The organism is Belliella baltica DSM 15883, assembly GCF_000265405.1.
GTDB lineage: Bacteria > Bacteroidota > Bacteroidia > Cytophagales > Cyclobacteriaceae > Belliella > Belliella baltica.
The window spans coordinates 1,807,359-1,826,467 of record NC_018010.1 but is presented as its reverse complement, the minus strand read 5'-3'; the positions used below and the strand labels follow the sequence as shown (position 1 = coordinate 1,826,467).

Genomic DNA, 19,109 nt, shown 5'->3' with positions numbered 1-19,109 from the left:
ACGGTTAATTAATAAACGTAACAAAGTACTTCTCCGCCTATACCTTCAGTACGGGCTTCTTTATCGGTCATTACACCTTTCGAAGTGGACATAATAGCTACACCTAGGCCGTTGATAACTCTAGGTAGCTCATCATGTTTAACATATTTTCTTAGACCAGGCTTGCTAACTCTAGCAAGACTTACAATTGCATTCTGCTTCGTAGAAGGATTATATTTCAAAGCAATTTTGATAGATCCCTGAGGACCAACTTCTTCAAATTTGTAATTTTGAATATATCCTTTATCATGAAGAACTTTAGTAAGTTCTTTTTTGATATTAGAAGCGGGAATCTCAACGATTCTGTGAGATGCCTTAATGGCATTTCTTAATCTGGTCAAATAATCAGCTATTGGATCAGTCATATTTATATAAGTCTAACTGCACACCCATTTCGGGCGTGCAAAGTTACACAATGATTTTAAGAATAAAAACTTTTGTCCGATTTTTACCAGCTTGACTTAGTAACACCAGGAATTTTTCCAGCAGAGGCCATTTCTCTGAAAGTAACCCTGTTGATACCAAATTTTCTCATGTAACCTTTCGGACGACCTGTCAATTTACATCTATTATGAAGTCTAACAGGAGAAGAGTTTCTTGGTAACTTATCCAAAGCTTCGTAATCACCCGCAGCTTTTAATTCTGCTCTTTTCTTAGCGTACTTGGCTACAAGACGTTCTCTTTTTCTCTCACGAGCTTTTAATGATTCTCTTGCCATAATTATTCAGGATTATTTTTGTTGATAAAAGGCATTCCAAAAGCTTTAAGCAAAGAGAAGCTTTCTTCGTCTGTTTCGGCAGTTGTCACGAATGTGATATCCATACCTGAGATTCTGTTTACTTTTTCAATGCTGATTTCTGGGAAAATAATTTGCTCAGTAACACCAAGCGTATAATTTCCTCTTCCATCAAAACCTTTATCACTGATACCTTTGAAATCTCTTACTCGAGGAAGAGCAACAGTAGCCAGCCTATCAAGAAATTCGTACATTCTATCACCTCTCAAAGTAACCTTAGCTCCAATTGGCATCTCTTCTCTTAACTTAAAGTTAGAGATAGAGTTTTTTGCTTTAGTAGCTACAGCTCTTTGTCCTGTGATCAAAGAAAGTTCCTCAACTCCTTGATCTACTAATTTCTTGTCAGCAACTGCAGCACCAATACCTTTGTTCAACACAATTTTGGTCAATTTAGGTACTTGCATTGTTGACTTATACTGGAATTTCTCCTTTAATGCTGGAGCAATTTCAGTAAGATACTTATCTTTCATTCTAGGATTAGCCATTGATCACCTCCCCAGTTTTCTTAGAATATCTAACTAATTTTCCGTTTTCACCTAGTTTTCTACCAATTCTAGTAGCTTCACCTGATTTAGGATCTACCAACATAAGGTTACTAATATGTACAGCTGCCTCTCTTTTTTCAATTCCACCTTGAGGGTTTGTAGCAGTCGGCTTTACGTGTTTTGTTACTGTATTAATGCCTTCTACCACTGCTCTCCTTTTTTCAAGGTTTACAGAAAGTACTTTACCTGTCTTACCCTTATCATCACCAGCCAATACTTTTACAGTATCACCTGTTCTGATGTGTAATTTGGGTTGTTTATTGAATTTTCTTTCCATGATTACAATACTTCTGGGGCCAAGGATACAATCTTCATAAACTGCTTCTCTCTCAATTCTCTCGCGACAGGGCCGAAGATCCGAGTTCCTCTAGGTTCGTCGTTGTTATTAAGGAGAACAGCAGCATTATCTTCAAATCGGATATAAGAACCGTCTTTTCTTCTAATTTCTTTCTTTGTTCTCACGATCACCGCTTTAGAAACGGTTCCTTTTTTCATGTTACTAGAAGAAAGAGCGGATTTAACAGTCACTACAACTTTATCCCCGATAGAAGCATATCTTTTCTTGGTTCCTCCCAATACGCGGATCACAAGCACTTCTTTAGCACCTGAATTATCCGCTACGCTTAGTCTGGATTCTTGTTGTACCATGTTATTTAGCCTTTTCTATAATTTCTACTAATCTCCAACGCTTATTCTTACTCAGCGGACGAGTTTCGCTTATCTTAACGAGGTCGCCAGATTGGCATTCGTTATTCTCGTCATGAACCATAAATTTGGTAGTCTTGGCAACAAATTTACCGTAGATAGGATGTTTTACCCTTCTCTCGACGGCAACTGTGATGGATTTATCCATCTTGTTGCTGACTACTTTTCCTATTCTTTCTTTACGTAGATTTCTCTCAGTAGTAGCCATCTTGATTCTTATTTAGCTAATTGTGATGCCGTCAAAGCAGTTTTCAATCTCGCGATTGTACGCTTTGTCTCTTTTAATTTATTAGGATTCTCAATCGGAGAGATTGCATGGGCAAAACGCATCTTTGTCAAATTAGATTGCTCAGCAGCGATTCTCTCGATTAGTTCACTTTTTGAAAGTGAGTTGATTTCTGAATTTTTCATAGCTTTTATTATCCTACGTAATCCCTACGTACTACAAAATTTGTACTTACAGGAAGTTTCTGTTGTGCTAGTCTTAATGCTTCTTTGGCAACTTCAAGACTTACTCCAGTCGCTTCAAAAAGGATAGTTCCTGGCTTGATCACTGCTACCCAATACTCAGGAGCACCCTTACCTTTACCCATACGAACCTCTGCAGGTTTTTTGGTGATAGGCTTATCAGGGAATATTCTGATCCAAACCTGACCTTCTCTTTTCATCGCTCTCGTCATTGCAATCCTTGCTGCTTCAATTTGACGCGAGGTTATCCATCCAGCTTCAAGGGACTTGATACCAAAGTTGCCAAATGAGAGCGTGTGCCCTCTTTGTGCAATGCCTTTGACTCTGCCCTTGTGCATTTTTCTATATTTCGTTCTTTTTGGCTGTAACATGATTTCTCACTTAGGGTGAAAATTAGTTATTTCTCTTTCTTCTTTTTGGACCGCCTTCTCTTCTCTTTCCTCTAGCGTTATTTCCACCTTTTGGTTCATTGGCAGCACCTACATTCGGAGAAAGATCTCTCTTACCATAAACTTCGCCTTTGAAAATCCAAACTTTGATACCGATGATACCATAGATTGTGTTTGCTTCAGAAAGAGCGTAGTCGATGTCTGCTCTTAATGTATGTAGAGGGATTCTACCTTCTTTATACATTTCAGATCTTGCCATCTCAGCTCCACCCAATCTACCAGAAAGTTTCACTTTGATACCTTCTGCTCCTACTCTCATGGTAGCAGCTATAGATTGTTTCATTGCTCTTCTGAAAGAAATACGAGCTTGAAGTTGCTGAGCTATTGATTCTCCAACTAATTTAGCATCCATTTCTGGTCGCTTAATTTCAAAAATGTTTATTTGAACATCTTTGTTGGTCAATTTCTTCAACTCCTCTTTAAGCTTATCAACCTCAGCTCCACCTTTACCAATAACAACTCCCGGACGGGCAGTGTGTATTGTTAGGGTGATTCTTTTCAAGGTTCTTTCGATTATTACCTTAGAGATACCGCCTTTTGGAATTCTAGCATTTACATACTTTCTGATTTGTTGGTCTTCATAAAGCTTCTCGGCAAAATCCTTACCTCCGTACCAGTTAGAATCCCAACCTTTGACTACACCAAGTCTAAAACCAATAGGGTTTACTTTTTGTCCCATAGTCTAATCTTAATTAGAGTTTTCTTTTGTTTGTACTTCATCAGCGGTAACTGCAGTGCTGAATGCATCAACAACTAAAGTCACATGATTTGATCTTTTACGTATTCTGTGCGCTCTTCCTTGAGGAGCAGGTCTCAGTCTTTTCAACATACGACCACCATCAACTTGAATTGTTTTGATAAACAAATCAGCATCTTCAAGTTTTTCGTCTGGATTTTTTGCTTGCCAGTTGGCCACAGCAGAAAGAAGAAGTTTCTCTAATTTAATAGCACCATGATTTGGTGTAAACTTCAGTATACTTAATGCATGCCCTACTCTTTTACCTCTTACAAGGTCAGCTACCAATCGCATTTTGCGAGTAGAAGTAGGAACGTTGTTTAATCTTGCTATTGCTTCCATGATTATCTCTTTCCTTTATCTTTCTTGGCGATGTGACCTCTAAAGTTTCTTGTAGGAGCAAACTCTCCTAATTTATGACCTACCATATTGTCTGTTACAAACACTGGAATAAATTTATTTCCATTATGCACAGCAAAGGTATGGCCTACAAAATCCGGAGAAATCATTGATCTTCTCGACCAAGTCTTGATGACTGATTTTTTTCCGGACTCGTTCATTACATCCACTTTTTTGGCCAAGTGATGCTCTATATAAGGACCTTTCTTTAATGAACGTGCCATAGTTATTTAGATCTTTTACTGATAATGAATTTATTTGAATATTTTTTAGGAGATCTAGTCTTCTTACCTTTTGCAAGCAAACCAGTCCTAGATCTAGGGTGTCCACCTGATGAACGACCTTCACCACCACCCATAGGGTGATCGACAGGGTTCATGGCCACACCTCTTGTTCTAGGTCTTCTTCCTAACCAACGGTTTCTACCAGCTTTACCTAACACTACGTTCATGTGGTCTCCATTAGAAACAACACCAACAGTTGCCATACAAACACCAAGTATAAGTCTCATTTCCCCAGAAGGCAATTTAACTGTTACATACTTGCCATCTCTTGCAACTACCTGAGCGTATCCACCAGCACTTCTTGCTAAGGCGCCACCTTTACCAGGTTTTAACTCTAGATTGTGAACAATGGTACCCAAAGGGATATTTACCAATTGCATTGCGTTTCCAATTTCTGGAGCTACGCTTTCACCGGAAATCACTGTTTGTCCAACTTGCAAACCTTCCGGGGCAATAATGTAAGCCTTTGCACCGTCAACATAATATAATAGCGCTAGACGTGCTGTTCTGTTTGGATCATATTCAATAGATTTAACTACTGCTGGTACACCAAACTTCGTTCTCTTAAAATCAACGATTCTAAGTCTTCTCTTATGGCCACCTCCAATATATCTGGAGGTCATTTTACCTACATTATTTCTACCGCCTGACTTCTTCAAAGGAGCCAATAAAGATTTCTCTGGCTTTGATGCTGTAATTTCATCAAATGCAGGAGCGACTCTAAATCTGGTTCCTGGGGTTACAGGCTTTAATTTTTTAACTGCCATGATTTTGATTCAATTAAATTTCTCCGTAAAAATCGATTACCTCTCCTTCAGCAACTTGTACAATCGCTTTTTTGAAGGCATTGGTAAACCCACTTACAACTTTAGCTTTCGTGTATCTAGTTTTTGATTTACCTGCATATCGCATGGTTCTTACATCCACTACTTTTACACCATACATTTTCTCTACGGCTCTTTTGATTTCTGGCTTCTTCGCAGTTTTTTCAACTATGAATCCATAAACACCATTCTCGTTCATCGCAGAAATCTTTTCCGTAATCAAAGGTTTTTTAAGTATTTCCATTGTCTTACTTCAATAATAGGGTTTCTAAAATACCTACTGATCCTTCGCACAACATCAAACTGTCTGCGTTAAGTAGTTCGTAAGTGTTTACATCATTTACTGAAACAACCTTAGCTTTAGGTAAATTTCTGCTTGATAGATAAACATTTTTGTTGTCTTCAGGAAGAACCAAAAGTGTCTTCTTATCTGTCAAAGAAAGTCCATTCAAGAATGCTATGTAATCCTTTGTCCTTGGAGAATCAAATGAAACATTTTCCAAAATCATTAGGCTATTTTCTCTTACTTTATAAGTTAAAGCAGACTTTCTTGCCACTTGCTTCAATTTTCTGTTCAGTTTGAAAGAATAACTTCTTGGTCTTGGACCAAAAATTCTTCCTCCTCCTCTAAACACTGGAGATTTGATGGATCCGGCTCTTGCTCCGCCAGTACCTTTCTGCTTTTTGATCTTCTTAGTAGATCCAGCAATTTCATTTCTCTCTTTTGATTTATGTGTACCTTGTCTTTGGTTTGCCAAAAACTGTTTAACATCAAGGTAGATAGCGTGATCATTTGGCTCAACACCAAAAATCTCTTCTGAAAGCGTTACTTTTCTACCTGTCTCTTCGCCGTTATGTTTTAATACTGCTAATTCCATTGTCTTACTTCTCTAGGATAACGAAAGAATTTTTTGGACCAGGGACAGAACCACTTACTAATAGCAAGTTTTTCTCCGCGTAAATCTTCAACACTTTCAAGTTGATAACTTTAACTCTATCACCACCAGTTCTACCTGCCATTCTCATGCCTTTGAATACTCTCGATGGCCAAGAACATGCACCAATGGAGCCAGGGTGTCTACCTCTGTTATGCTGTCCGTGTGTTTGTCCACCCACACCCGCAAAACCATGACGCTTAACTACACCTTGGAAACCTTTACCTTTTGAAGTACCAATAGCATCTACGAAGTCACCTTCTATAAATACTTGGCCTGCTTCTACAGTTTTTCCAAGATCAACCTGACCTTCGAATTCGACCCTAAAGTCTCTGAATTCAACAACTTTCTGTTTCGGAGTTGTACCGGCCTTTTTAAAGTGTCCGATAAGTGGCTTTGGAGTGTTTTTCTCCTTTCGCTCACCGTAAGCCAACTGAACAGCGTTGTACCCGTCTGTTTCTAAATTTTTTACTTGCGTCACTACGCAAGGACCAGCTTCTATTAGCGTGCATGCGACGTTACGTCCATCGGCACTAAAAATGCTAGTCATTCCTACTTTTCTACCTATTATTCCAGACATCTTCTGATATATAATATAATTACACACAAACGAATTCACGTAAGTGCCTTTTTTAAAGGACTGCAAAGTTAGGAATTTAATTCCACCTTGCAAACCCCAACTTTAATATTTTCAATTATTTACGAAAAAATGTTTGGTAAAATGAAACTTATTTTAGCTTTTTAAGTAACAAACATCTAATCTTTGATAAAGGCAAAAGAAAAACCCATCCGTCAAGACGGACAGGTTTTCAATTTGTCTTATTTATTTTGTCAGACTTTGATCTCTACATCAACTCCACTAGGAAGTTCTATTTTCATCAAAGCATCAACAGTTTTAGAGCTATTGCTGTAGATATCAACCAATCTCTTGTAAGTACAAAGTTGGAATTGATCTCTAGCTTTTTTGTTTACGTGTGGAGATTTCAATACAGTAAACTTTTCCTTTTTAGTTGGCAAAGGAATAGGCCCTACTACAATTGCTCCAGTTGCTTTCACAGCTTTCACGATCTTCTCTGATGACTTATCCACCAGGCTATGATCATATGATTTTAATTTTATTCTGATTTTCTGATTCATTTTTGCTTAGAATTTAGGCTTTTTCACCTTTAACCTTTGCAATCACAGTTTCTGCGATATTGTTAGGTACAGGCTCATAATGTGAGAAGGTCAATGAAGCTGTTGCTCTACCTGAAGTGATTGTTCTCAAATCAGTAACATAACCAAACAACTCCGAAAGAGGTACACTTGCTTTGACTACAGTAGAAGTACCTTTCGTATCCATACCTTTCATCAATCCTCTTCTTCTATTCAAATCACCAGTAATAGGTCCAGTATATTCATCTGGAGTTACTACATCCACCGCCATAATTGGTTCCAACAAGGCTGGTTTACACTTTTTAGCTGCTTCCTTAAATCCTATTCTTGCAGCCAACTCAAAAGATAATGCATCTGAATCGACATCATGGAAAGAACCGTGAAACAATCTAACTTTCATTGACTCTACAGGATAACCTGCTAAAGGTCCATTTTTCATAGACTCAGCAAATCCCTTCTGAATGGCTGGAATAAATTCCTTTGGAATAACACCCCCAACGATACCATTTACAAAGTCTAAACCTGCTTTGATTTCATTTGTCTCAGGATCAGGATCTTTAGGACCAAGCTCGAATACAATATCCGCGAATTTACCTTTACCACCTGATTGTTTTTTGTAAACTTCTTTATGTTCAACTGAACCAAATAAAGCTTCTTTATAAGCTACTTGAGGAGCACCTTGATTAATTTCAACCTTAAATTCCCTCTTCAGTCGGTCAATGATGATATCCAAATGAAGTTCTCCCATACCTCTCAAGATTGTCTGACCAGTTTCGTGATCAGTATTTACTACAAGAGTAGGATCTTCTTCTACAAGCTTTGCGATAGCCATACCTAGTTTGTCTACATCAGCTTGAGTTTTAGGCTCAATAGCATAACCAATAACTGGCTCTGGGAAAATCATAGACTCAAGAACCACCTTACGCTTTTCATCACAAAGTGTATCACCTGTCTTAATATCCTTAAAACCAACTACAGCTCCAATATCACCGGCTACCAATCTTGGAATCTGATTCTGCTTGTTTGCATGCATTTGGAATACTCTGGAAATACGCTCTTTATTTCCAGAACGGCTATTGAAAACGTAAGATCCTGATTCCAAGACTCCAGAATATGCTCTTACGAAACAAAGCCTACCTACAAATGGATCTGTAGCGATTTTGAATGCAAGACCAGTAAATGGTTCACTTTCATCTGGTGCGATTTTCACTTCTTTTTCTTCATCTTCCAAAGCATGACCAATGATGTCATCCTTGTCTAAAGGAGAAGGTAATAATTCCATTACCAAGTCCAGCATAGTTTGTACACCTTTGTTTTTGAAAGATGAACCACAAACCATAGGAACTACTTTCATTGCGATAGTAGCTTGACGAAGTGCGTTAAGGATTTCTGCTTCTGTAATAGAATTCGAATCTTCAAAGAATTTTTCCATTAAAGACTCGTCGAATTCTGCAACTGACTCTAAAAGATATTCTCTATATTGAACCACTTCTTCCTTCATGTCTTCTGGAATCGGAACTTCTTCGAATGTCATACCGAAATCGTCTTCATTCCAAACGATTGCTCTGTTGTTGATCAAATCAACAACTCCTCGAAATTTGTCTTCTGCACCGATAGGTAACTGCAATGGAACTGCATGACTACCCAACATTTCTTTTACTTGCTTACAAACTTCAAGGAAGTTAGCGCCAGCACGGTCCATTTTATTAACGAATCCAATACGAGCTACTTTGTAATTATCAGCTAATCTCCAGTTAGTCTCAGACTGAGGCTCAACACCATCAACTGCACTAAAAAGGAATACCAACCCATCCAAAATTCTAAGGGAACGGTTTACCTCTACGGTAAAATCCACGTGTCCAGGAGTATCGATGATGTTGATTTGGTACTTGTTGTCTCTATAATTCCAAAAAACAGTAGTCGCAGCAGATGTGATAGTAATACCTCTTTCTTGCTCTTGTGCCATCCAGTCCATGGTAGCCGCTCCATCGTGAACCTCACCTATCTTATGGCTAACACCAGAATAAAAAAGGATACGTTCAGTTGTAGTAGTCTTACCTGCATCGATGTGTGCAGCGATTCCAATGTTTCTTGTAAATTTTAAGTCTCTTGCCATTTCAATTAAAATCTAAAGTGTGAGAATGCTTTATTTGCTTCCGCCATTCTATGGGTATCATCTTTCTTCTTCACAGCAGCACCTTCGCCTTTTGCGGCAGAGATGATTTCTCCAGCTAATCTATCCATCATGGTCTTCTCACCTCTTTTTCTGGCATAAGTGATCATCCACTTAATTCCGAGGGACAACTTTCTTTCAGGTCTAACTTCCATTGGGACCTGGAAAGTAGCACCACCAACTCTACGACTCTTCACCTCGACAGCGGGAGTTATATTGTTAAGCGCTTTTTTCCAAACCTCAAGACCGTTCTCACCTACTTTTTGTTCAACTTTCTCGACTGCGTCGTAGAAAATTCTGTAAGCAATACTCTTCTTACCATCCACCATCAGACAGTTAACAAACTTTGTTACCAAAGTGTCATTAAACTTCGGATCAGGAAGAATATATCTCTTTTTTGGTTTCGCTTTTCTCATTTTTTCTAAATGTTTTTGTAATATTATTTCTTAGCGGCCTTAGGACGCTTAGCACCATACTTGGAACGACCTTGCTTACGGTCTTTAACTCCTGCTGTATCTAGTGCACCTCGGATGATGTGGTAACGTACACCTGGAAGATCTTTCACACGACCACCTCTGATCAATACGATCGAGTGCTCTTGCAAATTGTGACCCTCTCCAGGAATGTAGGCGTTAACCTCTTTTCCGTTCGTCAATCTTACCCTAGCCACTTTTCTCATCGCTGAGTTAGGCTTTTTAGGCGTGGTAGTGTACACTCTTGTACAAACCCCTCTTCTTTGAGGACATGCGTCCAAAGCTCTAGACTTGGACTTAGTCTCAAGGGTAGTTCTACCTTTTCTTACTAACTGTTGTATAGTAGGCATTAACTGATAAAATTTATTTTGTTCCTTGTAAACTTGTGAATTTTGGACTGCAAAGGTAAACAAATAGGTAAAACAAACAAAATTAAGATGTTATATTTTTACTATGCTTCCCCGGGGGTCCCTCCGAAATTCAAAGGGAAAGAGGGACCTTCATCTCCACCTTGTATCTTCCCAAAAGAATTTTCATACTTATTGATATTATCCTTCAGTGCTGCAAGCAATCTTTTCGCATGATCAGGAGTCATTATGATTCTTGATTTCACTTTTGCTTTTGGCACTCCGGGCATGAGTCTTATAAAATCAATCACAAATTCTGAATTCGAATGTGCTATCATAGCTAAATTGGAATAAGTGCCTTCTGCCACTTCTTCAGAAAGTTCAACATTTATCTGTTGATCTTGATTGCCTAATTTATCGTCTTTCATCTTATGCTTAGATTAAAAAAGGCCTGCTTTTCAACAGGCCCTTTTATTGAATTATAATTCGAGATGTTATTTAACTACCTCTTTTGACTTTTTTACTGATCTTTCTTTCTCTGTAGAAAGTCTTTCGTATTCATCCAAAGATCCAACAATGATATCCTTGAAATTACGCTGACCTGTTCCCGCAGGAATCAAGTGACCAACGATTACGTTTTCTTTCAGTCCGAGAAGTTCATCACGCTTACCTCTGATAGCTGCCTCACTCAAGACTTTGGTAGTCTCTTGGAAAGATGCTGCTGAGATAAAACTTTCAGTACCCAAAGATGCTGCTGTAATACCTTGCAAGGTTGGTCTAGAAACTGCTGTTTCAGCATCTCTCACCTGTACCAATTTAAGATCTTTACGCTTCAAACTTGAGTTTTCGTCTCTCAATCTTCTTGCAGAAATAATCATACCTGCTTTCAATGTGCTTGAGTCACCAGGTTCCATAACAACTTTCTTATCTAGAATATTGTCATTTTCCTCTCTGAATGCCCATTTATCAACAACTTGATTTTGAAGAAATCCTGTGTCACCAGCATCAAGTATTTCTACTTTTTGCATCATTTGACTTACGATTACTTCGATGTGCTTATCATTGATTTTAACACCTTGAAGTCTATATACTTCCTGAATTTCATTTACTAGATATTCCTGAACCGCAGTTGGACCTTTGATAGCCAAGATATCATTTGGAGTAATTGCTCCATCAGAAAGTGGCTCGCCAGCTCTGATAAAGTCATTCTCCTGAACCAAGATATGCTTAGATAGAGATACCATGTATCTTTTTCTTACACCATCTTTAGATTCAATGAAGATCTCACGATTACCTCTCTTGATACCACCATAAGAAACAACACCATCGATTTCAGAAACTACTGCCGGATTGGAAGGGTTTCTTGCTTCGAATAATTCTGTAACTCTTGGTAGACCACCGGTAATATCTCTAGTCTTACCAACTGATCTCGGTATTTTAACTAGTATTTGACCAGCTTTTACTTTTTCACCTGCTTCAACAGCTAAATGAGCTCCAACTGGAATATTGTAAGATTTATTCTCCTCACCATAATTTACAATTACAGCAGGGTTCTTAGTCTTATCTTTAGTATCTATAATTACTTTTTCTCTGTAACCAGTCTGATCATCCGCTACTTCTTTGAAAGTAACACCTTCAATGATTGCATCAAATTCAATTTCACCATCAAACTCTGACAAGATCACAGCATTGTATGGATCCCAAGTACAAAGAGATTCACCTTTACCTATTTTTTGACCATCTTTTACATTCAAGATAGCACCATAAGGCACGTGGTTAGAAACGAGTAACTTACCTTTAGCATCATTGATTTTGATTTCTCCAGATCTACCCATTACAATAGCGATTGCCTCACCATCTTTATTCGTAGTATTGATCCATCTCAATTCTTCTTCAAATTCAATTACACCTTCAAACTTGGCATTGATGCTTGCTTCTACTGAAATGTTAGATGCAGTACCACCAACGTGGAACGTTCTCAATGTCAACTGTGTACCTGGCTCACCGATTGACTGTGCAGCAATCACACCCACAGACTCACCATTTTGAACCATGTTTCCAGTGGTCAAGTTTCTTCCGTAACACTTAGAACAAACTCCTCTACGAGTTTCACAAGTCAATACAGATCTGATCTCAACTTCCTCAACAGCAGATTCATCAATTCTCTTAGCAATATCATCAGAAATTTCTTCGCCAGAGCTTACAAGAATCTCTTCAGTTACTGGATCCACTACGTCATGTACAGAAACTCTACCTACGATTCTTTCAGATAATGGCTCAACTATTTCGTCGTTGTCCTTCAAAGGTTGAACAACAAGACCTCTTAGCGTTCCACAATCTTCTTCAGAGATAATCATATCCTGTGCAACATCGACAAGTCTTCTTGTCAAGTACCCAGCATCTGCAGTTTTCAATGCTGTATCGGCAAGACCTTTACGAGCACCGTGAGTGGAGATAAAGTACTCCAATACATCCAAACCTTCTTTAAAGTTGGAAAGAATTGGGTTCTCAATAATCTCACCTACAGATCCTTGAAGGTTTTTCTGTGGCTTAGCCATCAAACCCCTCATACCACCTAACTGACGAATTTGTTCTCTTGAACCTCTGGCTCCTGAGTGCATCATCATGTAGATAGCATTGAATCCTTGCTTATCCTCTTCCATTTGACGCATCAAGATGTTAGTCAAATTAGAGTTTGTTCTTGTCCAGATATCAATAACCTGGTTATATCTTTCATTGTCTGTGATCAGACCCATCAAATAGTTGTTCCAAACTTGGTCAACTTCTTCTTTAGCCTTATTGATCAATGGTTCTTTCTCGTCTGGAATGATGACATCATTCAGTCCCATAGAAAGTCCACCGGTATATGCCATTTGGAAACCTAAATTCTTGATATCATCAAGGAATTGAGCAGTTCTTGCAATACCACAGATTTTTACAACTTCCGCAATAATTTGCTGAAGTTTCTTTTTAGTCAATAGTTCGTTAACAAAGCCAACTTCAGCTGGAACAAATTGATTGAAAATCAATCTACCTGCTACAGTTTCAATTATTTTCTGAACCAGTTCACCATTTTCTTCCCTTACTGTTACTTTACATTTGATAAAGGCGTGTTGAGAAACTCGACCTTCATTCATTGCGATGATTACTTCTTCTTCGCCGTAGAAAGTTTGACCTTCACCAAGAACAACTTCATCAGAAGTTGACTTCTTACCTTTGGTAACATAGTAAAGACCAAGAACCATATCCTGTGATGGTACCGTAATAGGTGCACCATTGGCAGGGTTCAAGATGTTGTGTGAAGAAAGCATCAATGTAGAGGCTTCTAAAATAGCTTCATGTCCTAATGGAACGTGAACAGCCATTTGATCACCATCAAAATCGGCGTTGAATGCAGTACACACTAATGGGTGTAATTGGATTGCTTTTCCTTCAATCAATTTTGGTTGGAAAGCCTGAATACCCAATCTGTGAAGCGTAGGAGCTCTGTTAAGAAGTACTGGATGTCCTTTCAATACATTTTCAAGGATATCCCAAACTACTGGATCTTTTCTATCTACAATTTTCTTTGCTGATTTTACAGTCTTAACAATTCCTCTTTCAATTAATTTTCTAATAATGAAAGGTTTGAAAAGCTCTGCTGCCATATTTTTAGGCAAACCACACTCGTGAAGTTTCAATTCAGGCCCTACAACGATAACAGAACGACCAGAATAATCGACCCTTTTACCCAGTAGGTTTTGACGGAAACGACCTTGCTTCCCTTTCAACATATCAGAAAGAGATTTCAGCGCACGGTTACCATCAGATCTTACTGCATTGACTTTTCTTGAGTTATCAAATAAAGAATCCACAGCTTCCTGCAACATTCTTTTTTCGTTTCTCAGAATCACCTCAGGTGCTTTGATATCTATCAATCTCTTCAGACGGTTATTTCTAATGATAACCCTTCTGTAAAGATCATTTAAATCAGAAGTTGCGAATCTACCACCATCTAAAGGAACCAATGGTCTTAATTCTGGTGGGATAACAGGAACCATTCTTACTACCATCCATTCAGGGCGGTTTTCAATTCTAGTTCTTGCATCTCTAAAGGCTTCTACTACTTTCAATCTTTTCAAAGCTTCCGCTTTTCTTTGCTGAGAAGTATCTGTAGCAGCTTGGTGTCTTAAACTGTAAGAAAGGTCATCAAGATCTAATCTTGCCAACAACATTTCAATAGCCTCAGCACCCATCTTCGCGATGAATTTGTTCGGATCATCATCATCCATCATTTGGTTCTCTTTAGGAAGCTTGTCCATGATATCCAAATACTCGTCTTCTGTCAAAAAGTCAAGATATTGAATTCCGTCTTCAGCCTTTATACCAGCTTGAACGACAGCATATCTTTCATAATAAACAATCTGATCCAGTTTTTTTGTTGGAAGACCCAACAAGTATCCAATTTTGTTTGGAAGGGATTTGAAATACCAAATATGTGCAACAGGGACAACAAGCTCAATATGGCCCATTCTCTCTCTACGCACTTTCTTTTCAGTAACTTCAACACCACATCTGTCACAAATGATACCTTTATATCTTATGCGCTTATATTTTCCACAATGACATTCCCAGTCTTTAACAGGACCGAAAATCCTCTCACAAAACAAACCTCCCATTTCTGGCTTATAAGTTCTGTAGTTGATTGTTTCGGGCTGCGTTACTTCACCATGTGAACTATCCAGAATAGATTCTGGAGAGGCCAAACTAATAGTGACTCTAGAGAAGTCGTTGTTTAGTTTTTTGTTTTTTCTGAACGCCATAATATTTGATGAGTATGTTAAGGGCCTTGCGGCCCGTATTTTTTTGAATTAGTCTAATGTAATTTCTAGAGCAAGACTTCTAAGTTCATGAACCAATACGTTGAAAGATTCCGGAATATTTGGTTTCGGAAGGTTCTCCCCTTTTACGATTGCTTCATAGGCTTTTGCTCTACCTACTACATCATCTGACTTCACTGTAAGAATTTCTTGAAGTACATGCGAAGCACCAAATGCTTCCAATGCCCACACTTCCATTTCTCCAAATCTCTGTCCACCAAATTGGGCTTTACCACCAAGTGGCTGCTGTGTGATGAGTGAGTATGGACCAATAGATCTTGCGTGCATTTTGTCATCTACCAAGTGACCTAGTTTCAACATGTAAGCTATACCTACAGTAACTGGCTGGTCAAACTTCTTACCAGTCAAACCATCAAATAGGTATGTTCTACCGTATGCAGGCAATTCCGCTTTTTCCAATTCTGTAGCAACCTCTTCCATAGTGGCACCATCAAATATTGGAGTAGCATATTTTTTCCCCATTTTATGTCCAGCCCAAGCAAGAACAGTTTCAAAGATCTGTCCAATGTTCATCCTTGAAGGTACACCTAGCGGATTCAATACAATATCCATTGGTGTTCCATCCTCTAGGAATGGCATATCTTCTTCTCTTACAATTCGAGCTACGATACCTTTGTTACCGTGACGACCTGCCATCTTATCTCCAACTTTCAGTTTACGCTTTTTGGCTACATAAACTTTAGCAAGCTGAACAATACCAGCTGGTAATTCATCACCAACTTCTAAGGTAAATTTATCACGTTTGAAGATACCAGAAATGTCATTTCTAGAATTGATATAATTCTTCACCAATTTCTGGATCAAGCTATTCGTATGCTGATCATCTGTCCAATCATCCAAAATAATGTCAGAAACAAGGTTTGCTTCTTCTTGAACATTATAGTTGGACTCATCTCTGTAAGGATTTTTAGCAGGGAACAAATTCTGTTCAATGTTCTTAGCATTGAATTTCACGCCTTTGCTAATGATTTCATCACCAAATTTGTGTCTTACACCCTGAGAAGTCTTCCCATCCAAAAGTTGGACCAATTTATTGATCATTCGAGCTCTCATCCCTAAGAGATCCTTAGAATACTGAGCTTTCAGTTTTTCAACCTCAGCCTTAGACTTAGCTCTAAGATCTTTGTCTTTTTTAGGTCTAGAGAATAGTTTGGTCTCAATTACCACACCATTTAATGATGGAGAAGCTTTCAATGAAGCATCTTTAACATCACCTGCTTTATCACCGAAAATTGCACGAAGCAATTTCTCTTCAGGAGTAGGATCTGTTTCACCTTTTGGAGTGATTTTACCGATGATAATATCACCTTCTTTCAATTCAGCTCCAACTCTGATAATCCCATTTTCGTCAAGATTCTTAACAGCTTCTTCAGAAACGTTAGGAATTTCAGAAGTTAATTCCTCCTCACCTCTTTTGGTATCTCTAACTTCCAACTGGAATTCTTCAATGTGAATTGAAGTGAAGATATCCTCTCTTACTACTCTCTCTGAAATTACAATTGCATCTTCAAAGTTATACCCCTGCCAAGGCATGTAAGCCACACGAAGGTTTTTACCTAAAGCAAGTTCACCATTATTGGTGGCATAACCTTCTACCAATACTTGACCTTTAGCAACTTTCTGACCTTTCAGAACTAAAGGAGTCAAATTGATAGTAGTATCCTGGTTAGTTCTTCTGAACTTCACCAAGTTGTATGTTTTATATTCATCGCTGAAGTTGACCAAAAGATCATCCTCAGTAAGATCATATTTTACAGTAATTTTAGTTGCATCAACATACTCAATCACACCACTTGTCTCAGCAATAATCAAGGCTCTAGAGTCAATTGCTGCTTTTCCTTCTAAGCCTGTTCCCACAATTGGAGCTTCAGCTTTCAATAATGGAACTGCTTGACGTTGCATGTTTGAACCCATCAAAGCACGGTTGGCATCATCATGCTCCAAGAATGGAATCAATGAAGCTGCAACGGATACAATTTGATTAGGAGCCACATCCATGTAACTGATCTCTTTCGGATCCAATACAGGGAAATCACCTTCAAATCTTGCTTTTACTCTATCGTTGATAAACATTCCTTTTTCATCCAAAGGAGCATTTGCTTGAGCGATGTTATTGTCATCTTCCTCTTCAGCAGTTAAGAATACAATATCATCTGCATTCATACTTACTTTTCCTTCCTTCACTTTTCTGTAAGGAGTTTCCAAGAAGCCCATTGAATTCACTTTGGCATGTACACAAAGAGAAGAAATCAAACCAATGTTTGGACCTTCTGGTGTTTCAATAGTACAAAGTCGACCGTAGTGCGTATAGTGAACATCTCGTACCTCAAAACCAGCTCTTTCTCTAGAAAGACCACCTGGACCCAATGCCGATAATCTTCTTTTGTGCGTTAATTCAGCAAGTGGATTCGTTTGATCCATAAACTGAGACAACTGATTCGTACCAAAGAATGAGTTGATTACAGAAGAAAGTGTTCTTGCGTTGATCAAATCAACTGGTTTGAAATCTTCGTTGTCACGAACATTCATTCTTTCTCTGATCGTTCTTGCCATTCTTGCAAGACCTACACCAAATTGAGAATAAAGTTGCTCACCTACTGTTCTTACTCTTCTATTACTCAAGTGATCAATATCATCGACCACAGCTTTAGAATTGATAAGACCAATAAGGTATTTCACAATGTTGATAATATCTTCAGTAGTCAATACAATCTTTTCAGAATCGATGTTCAATCCTAACTTTTTATTGATTCTATATCTACCTACTTCTCCTAGATCATAACGCTTGTCTGAGAAGAACAATCCGTGGATTACTTCTCTCGCAGTCGCTTCATCTGGAGCTTCAGTATTTCTTAATTGTCTATAAATTACCTCAACAGCTTCTTTTTCAGAGTTTGAGTTATCCTTCTGAAGTGTATTGTAAATGATAGAGTAATCGGCTACGTTCACATCTTCTCTATGAAGAATTATTGATTTAGCACCTGATTCCAAGATCAATTCAATATCCTCATCAGATAAGATAGAATCTCTTTCTAAAAGAACTTCATTTCTATCGATAGAAACAACCTCTCCAGTATCTTCATCCACGAAATCTTCTACCCAAGTTCTCAAAACTCTTGCTGCAAGCTTTCTTCCAGATACTTTCTTAAGTGCAGCTTTTGTGGCAGCAATTTCTTCAGAAAGACCAAAAAGATCTAAGATTTGCTTATCTGAACCGAATCCAATTGCTCTCAGGAGAGTCGTTACAGGGAACTTTTTCTTTCTATCAATGTAAGCATACATGACATTATTGATATCTGTAGCAAATTCTATCCAGCTTCCTTTAAAAGGAATAATTCTGGCAGAATAAAGCTTAGTACCATTGGTATGTTTACTTTGAGCAAAGAATACACCTGGAGATCTATGAAGTTGAGAAACAATTACTCTTTCTGCACCATTGATCACGAAAGAACCCTTCGCTGTCATATAAGGAAGGTTTCCTAAGAATACTTCTTGCTCAATAGTTTCAAAATCCTCGTTATCCTCATCAGAACATAACAAACGAAGTTTTGCTTTCAGTGGTACAGAGTAGGTTAAACCTCTATCAATACATTCTTCAATGTTGTATTTCGGAGGATCTACTGTATAGTCAATAAATTCAAGTGTAAAGTTTTCCCTAGAATCACTTATTGGGAAATTCTCTGAAAACACTTTGAAAAGACCATCCTGTCTCCTTCGTTCAGCCGGAGTATCTAGCTGAAAAAAATCTTTAAAGGATTGTAATTGGATATCAAGGAAATCCGGATAGTCTTTGACTACCTTAATAGATGAGAAACTTTTCCTTTCGGTTTGATTCTGGATAGCCAAGGCAGTATATATTTATAGTGATAATTAATAACCAAATGCGACAATTTTCGCTTGA

General features: G+C 38.2%; 22 protein-coding genes. All 22 read right to left on the bottom strand.

All coding sequences use genetic code 11. From position 1 onward, the window contains the following. Nucleotides 1–8 precede the first annotated feature (8 nt). A complete protein-coding gene (gene rpsH / locus BELBA_RS08450; protein ID WP_014772306.1) occupies nt 9–404 on the bottom strand; it encodes a 30S ribosomal protein S8 in 396 nt (131 codons plus the stop codon). Between the two features lie 83 nt (nt 405–487). Then, the gene (rpsN, locus tag BELBA_RS08445; RefSeq protein WP_014772305.1) at nt 488–757 is read right to left on the bottom strand and encodes a 30S ribosomal protein S14; all 270 of its coding nucleotides are present in this window, start codon (nt 755–757) and stop codon (nt 488–490) included. Between the two features lie 2 nt (nt 758–759). Beyond that, nucleotides 760–1,320: a 50S ribosomal protein L5 gene (gene rplE, locus BELBA_RS08440; protein WP_041779292.1), complete on the bottom strand. Its 561-nt coding sequence runs from the start codon at nt 1,318–1,320 to the stop codon at nt 760–762. Continuing rightward, nucleotides 1,313–1,657, bottom strand: a complete 345-nt coding sequence (gene rplX / locus BELBA_RS08435; protein ID WP_014772303.1) for a 50S ribosomal protein L24 — start codon at nt 1,655–1,657, stop codon at nt 1,313–1,315. Before rplX ends, rplE begins: the two co-directional genes overlap by 8 nt. A 2-nt stretch (nt 1,658–1,659) precedes the next feature. Then, on the bottom strand, nt 1,660–2,028 hold the full coding sequence (gene rplN, locus BELBA_RS08430) for a 50S ribosomal protein L14 (RefSeq protein WP_009053184.1): 369 nt from the start codon (nt 2,026–2,028) through the stop codon (nt 1,660–1,662). A gap of 1 nt (nt 2,029) precedes the next feature. Beyond that, a complete protein-coding gene (rpsQ, locus tag BELBA_RS08425; protein ID WP_014772302.1) occupies nt 2,030–2,293 on the bottom strand; it encodes a 30S ribosomal protein S17 in 264 nt (87 codons plus the stop codon). 8 nt (nt 2,294–2,301) lie between these two features. Then, nucleotides 2,302–2,496, bottom strand: coding sequence for a 50S ribosomal protein L29 (gene rpmC / locus BELBA_RS08420; RefSeq protein WP_014772301.1), 195 nt, complete (start codon nt 2,494–2,496; stop codon nt 2,302–2,304). 8 nt (nt 2,497–2,504) lie between these two features. Continuing rightward, a complete protein-coding gene (rplP, locus tag BELBA_RS08415; RefSeq protein ID WP_010611207.1) occupies nt 2,505–2,924 on the bottom strand; it encodes a 50S ribosomal protein L16 in 420 nt (139 codons plus the stop codon). Nucleotides 2,925–2,946: 22 nt separating this feature from the next. Further along, nucleotides 2,947–3,681 (bottom strand): 30S ribosomal protein S3, encoded by a 735-nt coding sequence (rpsC, locus tag BELBA_RS08410; RefSeq protein WP_014772300.1) that lies wholly within the window; start codon nt 3,679–3,681, stop codon nt 2,947–2,949. Nucleotides 3,682–3,690: 9 nt separating this feature from the next. Next, nucleotides 3,691–4,080, bottom strand: a complete 390-nt coding sequence (gene rplV / locus BELBA_RS08405; RefSeq protein WP_014772299.1) for a 50S ribosomal protein L22 — start codon at nt 4,078–4,080, stop codon at nt 3,691–3,693. A 2-nt stretch (nt 4,081–4,082) separates the two neighbouring features. Beyond that, on the bottom strand, nt 4,083–4,361 hold the full coding sequence (gene rpsS / locus BELBA_RS08400; protein WP_009034213.1) for a 30S ribosomal protein S19: 279 nt from the start codon (nt 4,359–4,361) through the stop codon (nt 4,083–4,085). A gap of 2 nt (nt 4,362–4,363) precedes the next feature. Next, complete coding sequence (gene rplB / locus BELBA_RS08395) at nt 4,364–5,188, bottom strand: 50S ribosomal protein L2 (protein WP_014772298.1); 825 nt, start codon at nt 5,186–5,188, stop codon at nt 4,364–4,366. A 13-nt stretch (nt 5,189–5,201) separates the two neighbouring features. Further along, nucleotides 5,202–5,489 (bottom strand): 50S ribosomal protein L23, encoded by a 288-nt coding sequence (gene rplW / locus BELBA_RS08390; RefSeq protein WP_014772297.1) that lies wholly within the window; start codon nt 5,487–5,489, stop codon nt 5,202–5,204. A gap of 4 nt (nt 5,490–5,493) precedes the next feature. After that, nucleotides 5,494–6,123 (bottom strand): 50S ribosomal protein L4, encoded by a 630-nt coding sequence (rplD, locus tag BELBA_RS08385; RefSeq protein ID WP_014772296.1) that lies wholly within the window; start codon nt 6,121–6,123, stop codon nt 5,494–5,496. A gap of 4 nt (nt 6,124–6,127) precedes the next feature. Beyond that, nucleotides 6,128–6,760 carry a 50S ribosomal protein L3 gene (gene rplC / locus BELBA_RS08380; RefSeq protein ID WP_041779291.1) on the bottom strand — a complete coding sequence of 211 codons (633 nt, stop codon included), beginning with the start codon at nt 6,758–6,760 and terminating at the stop codon, nt 6,128–6,130. 251 nt (nt 6,761–7,011) lie between these two features. Further along, nucleotides 7,012–7,317, bottom strand: coding sequence for a 30S ribosomal protein S10 (gene rpsJ / locus BELBA_RS08375; RefSeq protein ID WP_014772294.1), 306 nt, complete (start codon nt 7,315–7,317; stop codon nt 7,012–7,014). A gap of 13 nt (nt 7,318–7,330) precedes the next feature. Beyond that, nucleotides 7,331–9,451 (bottom strand): elongation factor G, encoded by a 2,121-nt coding sequence (gene fusA / locus BELBA_RS08370; protein WP_014772293.1) that lies wholly within the window; start codon nt 9,449–9,451, stop codon nt 7,331–7,333. 5 nt (nt 9,452–9,456) lie between these two features. Then, nucleotides 9,457–9,924, bottom strand: coding sequence for a 30S ribosomal protein S7 (rpsG, locus tag BELBA_RS08365; RefSeq protein ID WP_014772292.1), 468 nt, complete (start codon nt 9,922–9,924; stop codon nt 9,457–9,459). 23 nt (nt 9,925–9,947) lie between these two features. Next, entirely contained in the window at nt 9,948–10,331 is a 384-nt protein-coding gene (rpsL, locus tag BELBA_RS08360) for a 30S ribosomal protein S12 (RefSeq protein ID WP_014772291.1), read from the bottom strand. Between the two features lie 101 nt (nt 10,332–10,432). Beyond that, on the bottom strand, nt 10,433–10,756 hold the full coding sequence (locus tag BELBA_RS08355; protein WP_014772290.1) for a DUF3467 domain-containing protein: 324 nt from the start codon (nt 10,754–10,756) through the stop codon (nt 10,433–10,435). Between the two features lie 66 nt (nt 10,757–10,822). Continuing rightward, a complete protein-coding gene (gene rpoC, locus BELBA_RS08350; RefSeq protein WP_014772289.1) occupies nt 10,823–15,130 on the bottom strand; it encodes a DNA-directed RNA polymerase subunit beta' in 4,308 nt (1,435 codons plus the stop codon). A gap of 48 nt (nt 15,131–15,178) precedes the next feature. After that, nucleotides 15,179–19,054, bottom strand: a complete 3,876-nt coding sequence (gene rpoB / locus BELBA_RS08345; protein WP_014772288.1) for a DNA-directed RNA polymerase subunit beta — start codon at nt 19,052–19,054, stop codon at nt 15,179–15,181. Nucleotides 19,055–19,109: the final 55 nt, after the last annotated feature.

Excerpts from the sequence above, each read along its gene's own strand:
- rpsC (WP_014772300.1), bottom strand. The coding sequence starts at position 3,681 with ATGGGACAAAAAGTAAACCCTATTGGTTTTAGACTTGGTGTAGTCAAA.
- rplX (WP_014772303.1), bottom strand. The coding sequence starts at position 1,657 with ATGGAAAGAAAATTCAATAAACAACCCAAATTACACATCAGAACAGGT.
- rpsH (WP_014772306.1), bottom strand. The coding sequence starts at position 404 with ATGACTGATCCAATAGCTGATTATTTGACCAGATTAAGAAATGCCATT.
- rpsJ (WP_014772294.1), bottom strand. The coding sequence starts at position 7,317 with ATGAATCAGAAAATCAGAATAAAATTAAAATCATATGATCATAGCCTG.
- rpsQ (WP_014772302.1), bottom strand. The coding sequence starts at position 2,293 with ATGGCTACTACTGAGAGAAATCTACGTAAAGAAAGAATAGGAAAAGTA.
- rplN (WP_009053184.1), bottom strand. The coding sequence starts at position 2,028 with ATGGTACAACAAGAATCCAGACTAAGCGTAGCGGATAATTCAGGTGCT.
- fusA (WP_014772293.1), bottom strand. The coding sequence starts at position 9,451 with ATGGCAAGAGACTTAAAATTTACAAGAAACATTGGAATCGCTGCACAC.
- rpsN (WP_014772305.1), bottom strand. The coding sequence starts at position 757 with ATGGCAAGAGAATCATTAAAAGCTCGTGAGAGAAAAAGAGAACGTCTT.
- rplV (WP_014772299.1), bottom strand. The coding sequence starts at position 4,080 with ATGGAAGCAATAGCAAGATTAAACAACGTTCCTACTTCTACTCGCAAA.
- rplD (WP_014772296.1), bottom strand. The coding sequence starts at position 6,123 with ATGGAATTAGCAGTATTAAAACATAACGGCGAAGAGACAGGTAGAAAA.
- rpoC (WP_014772289.1), bottom strand. The coding sequence starts at position 15,130 with ATGGCGTTCAGAAAAAACAAAAAACTAAACAACGACTTCTCTAGAGTC.
- rpsG (WP_014772292.1), bottom strand. The coding sequence starts at position 9,924 with ATGAGAAAAGCGAAACCAAAAAAGAGATATATTCTTCCTGATCCGAAG.
- rpsL (WP_014772291.1), bottom strand. The coding sequence starts at position 10,331 with ATGCCTACTATACAACAGTTAGTAAGAAAAGGTAGAACTACCCTTGAG.
- rplB (WP_014772298.1), bottom strand. The coding sequence starts at position 5,188 with ATGGCAGTTAAAAAATTAAAGCCTGTAACCCCAGGAACCAGATTTAGA.
- BELBA_RS08355 (WP_014772290.1), bottom strand. The coding sequence starts at position 10,756 with ATGAAAGACGATAAATTAGGCAATCAAGATCAACAGATAAATGTTGAA.
- rplW (WP_014772297.1), bottom strand. The coding sequence starts at position 5,489 with ATGGAAATACTTAAAAAACCTTTGATTACGGAAAAGATTTCTGCGATG.
- rpmC (WP_014772301.1), bottom strand. The coding sequence starts at position 2,496 with ATGAAAAATTCAGAAATCAACTCACTTTCAAAAAGTGAACTAATCGAG.
- rplE (WP_041779292.1), bottom strand. The coding sequence starts at position 1,320 with ATGGCTAATCCTAGAATGAAAGATAAGTATCTTACTGAAATTGCTCCA.
- rpsS (WP_009034213.1), bottom strand. The coding sequence starts at position 4,361 with ATGGCACGTTCATTAAAGAAAGGTCCTTATATAGAGCATCACTTGGCC.
- rplC (WP_041779291.1), bottom strand. The coding sequence starts at position 6,760 with ATGTCTGGAATAATAGGTAGAAAAGTAGGAATGACTAGCATTTTTAGT.
- rplP (WP_010611207.1), bottom strand. The coding sequence starts at position 2,924 with ATGTTACAGCCAAAAAGAACGAAATATAGAAAAATGCACAAGGGCAGA.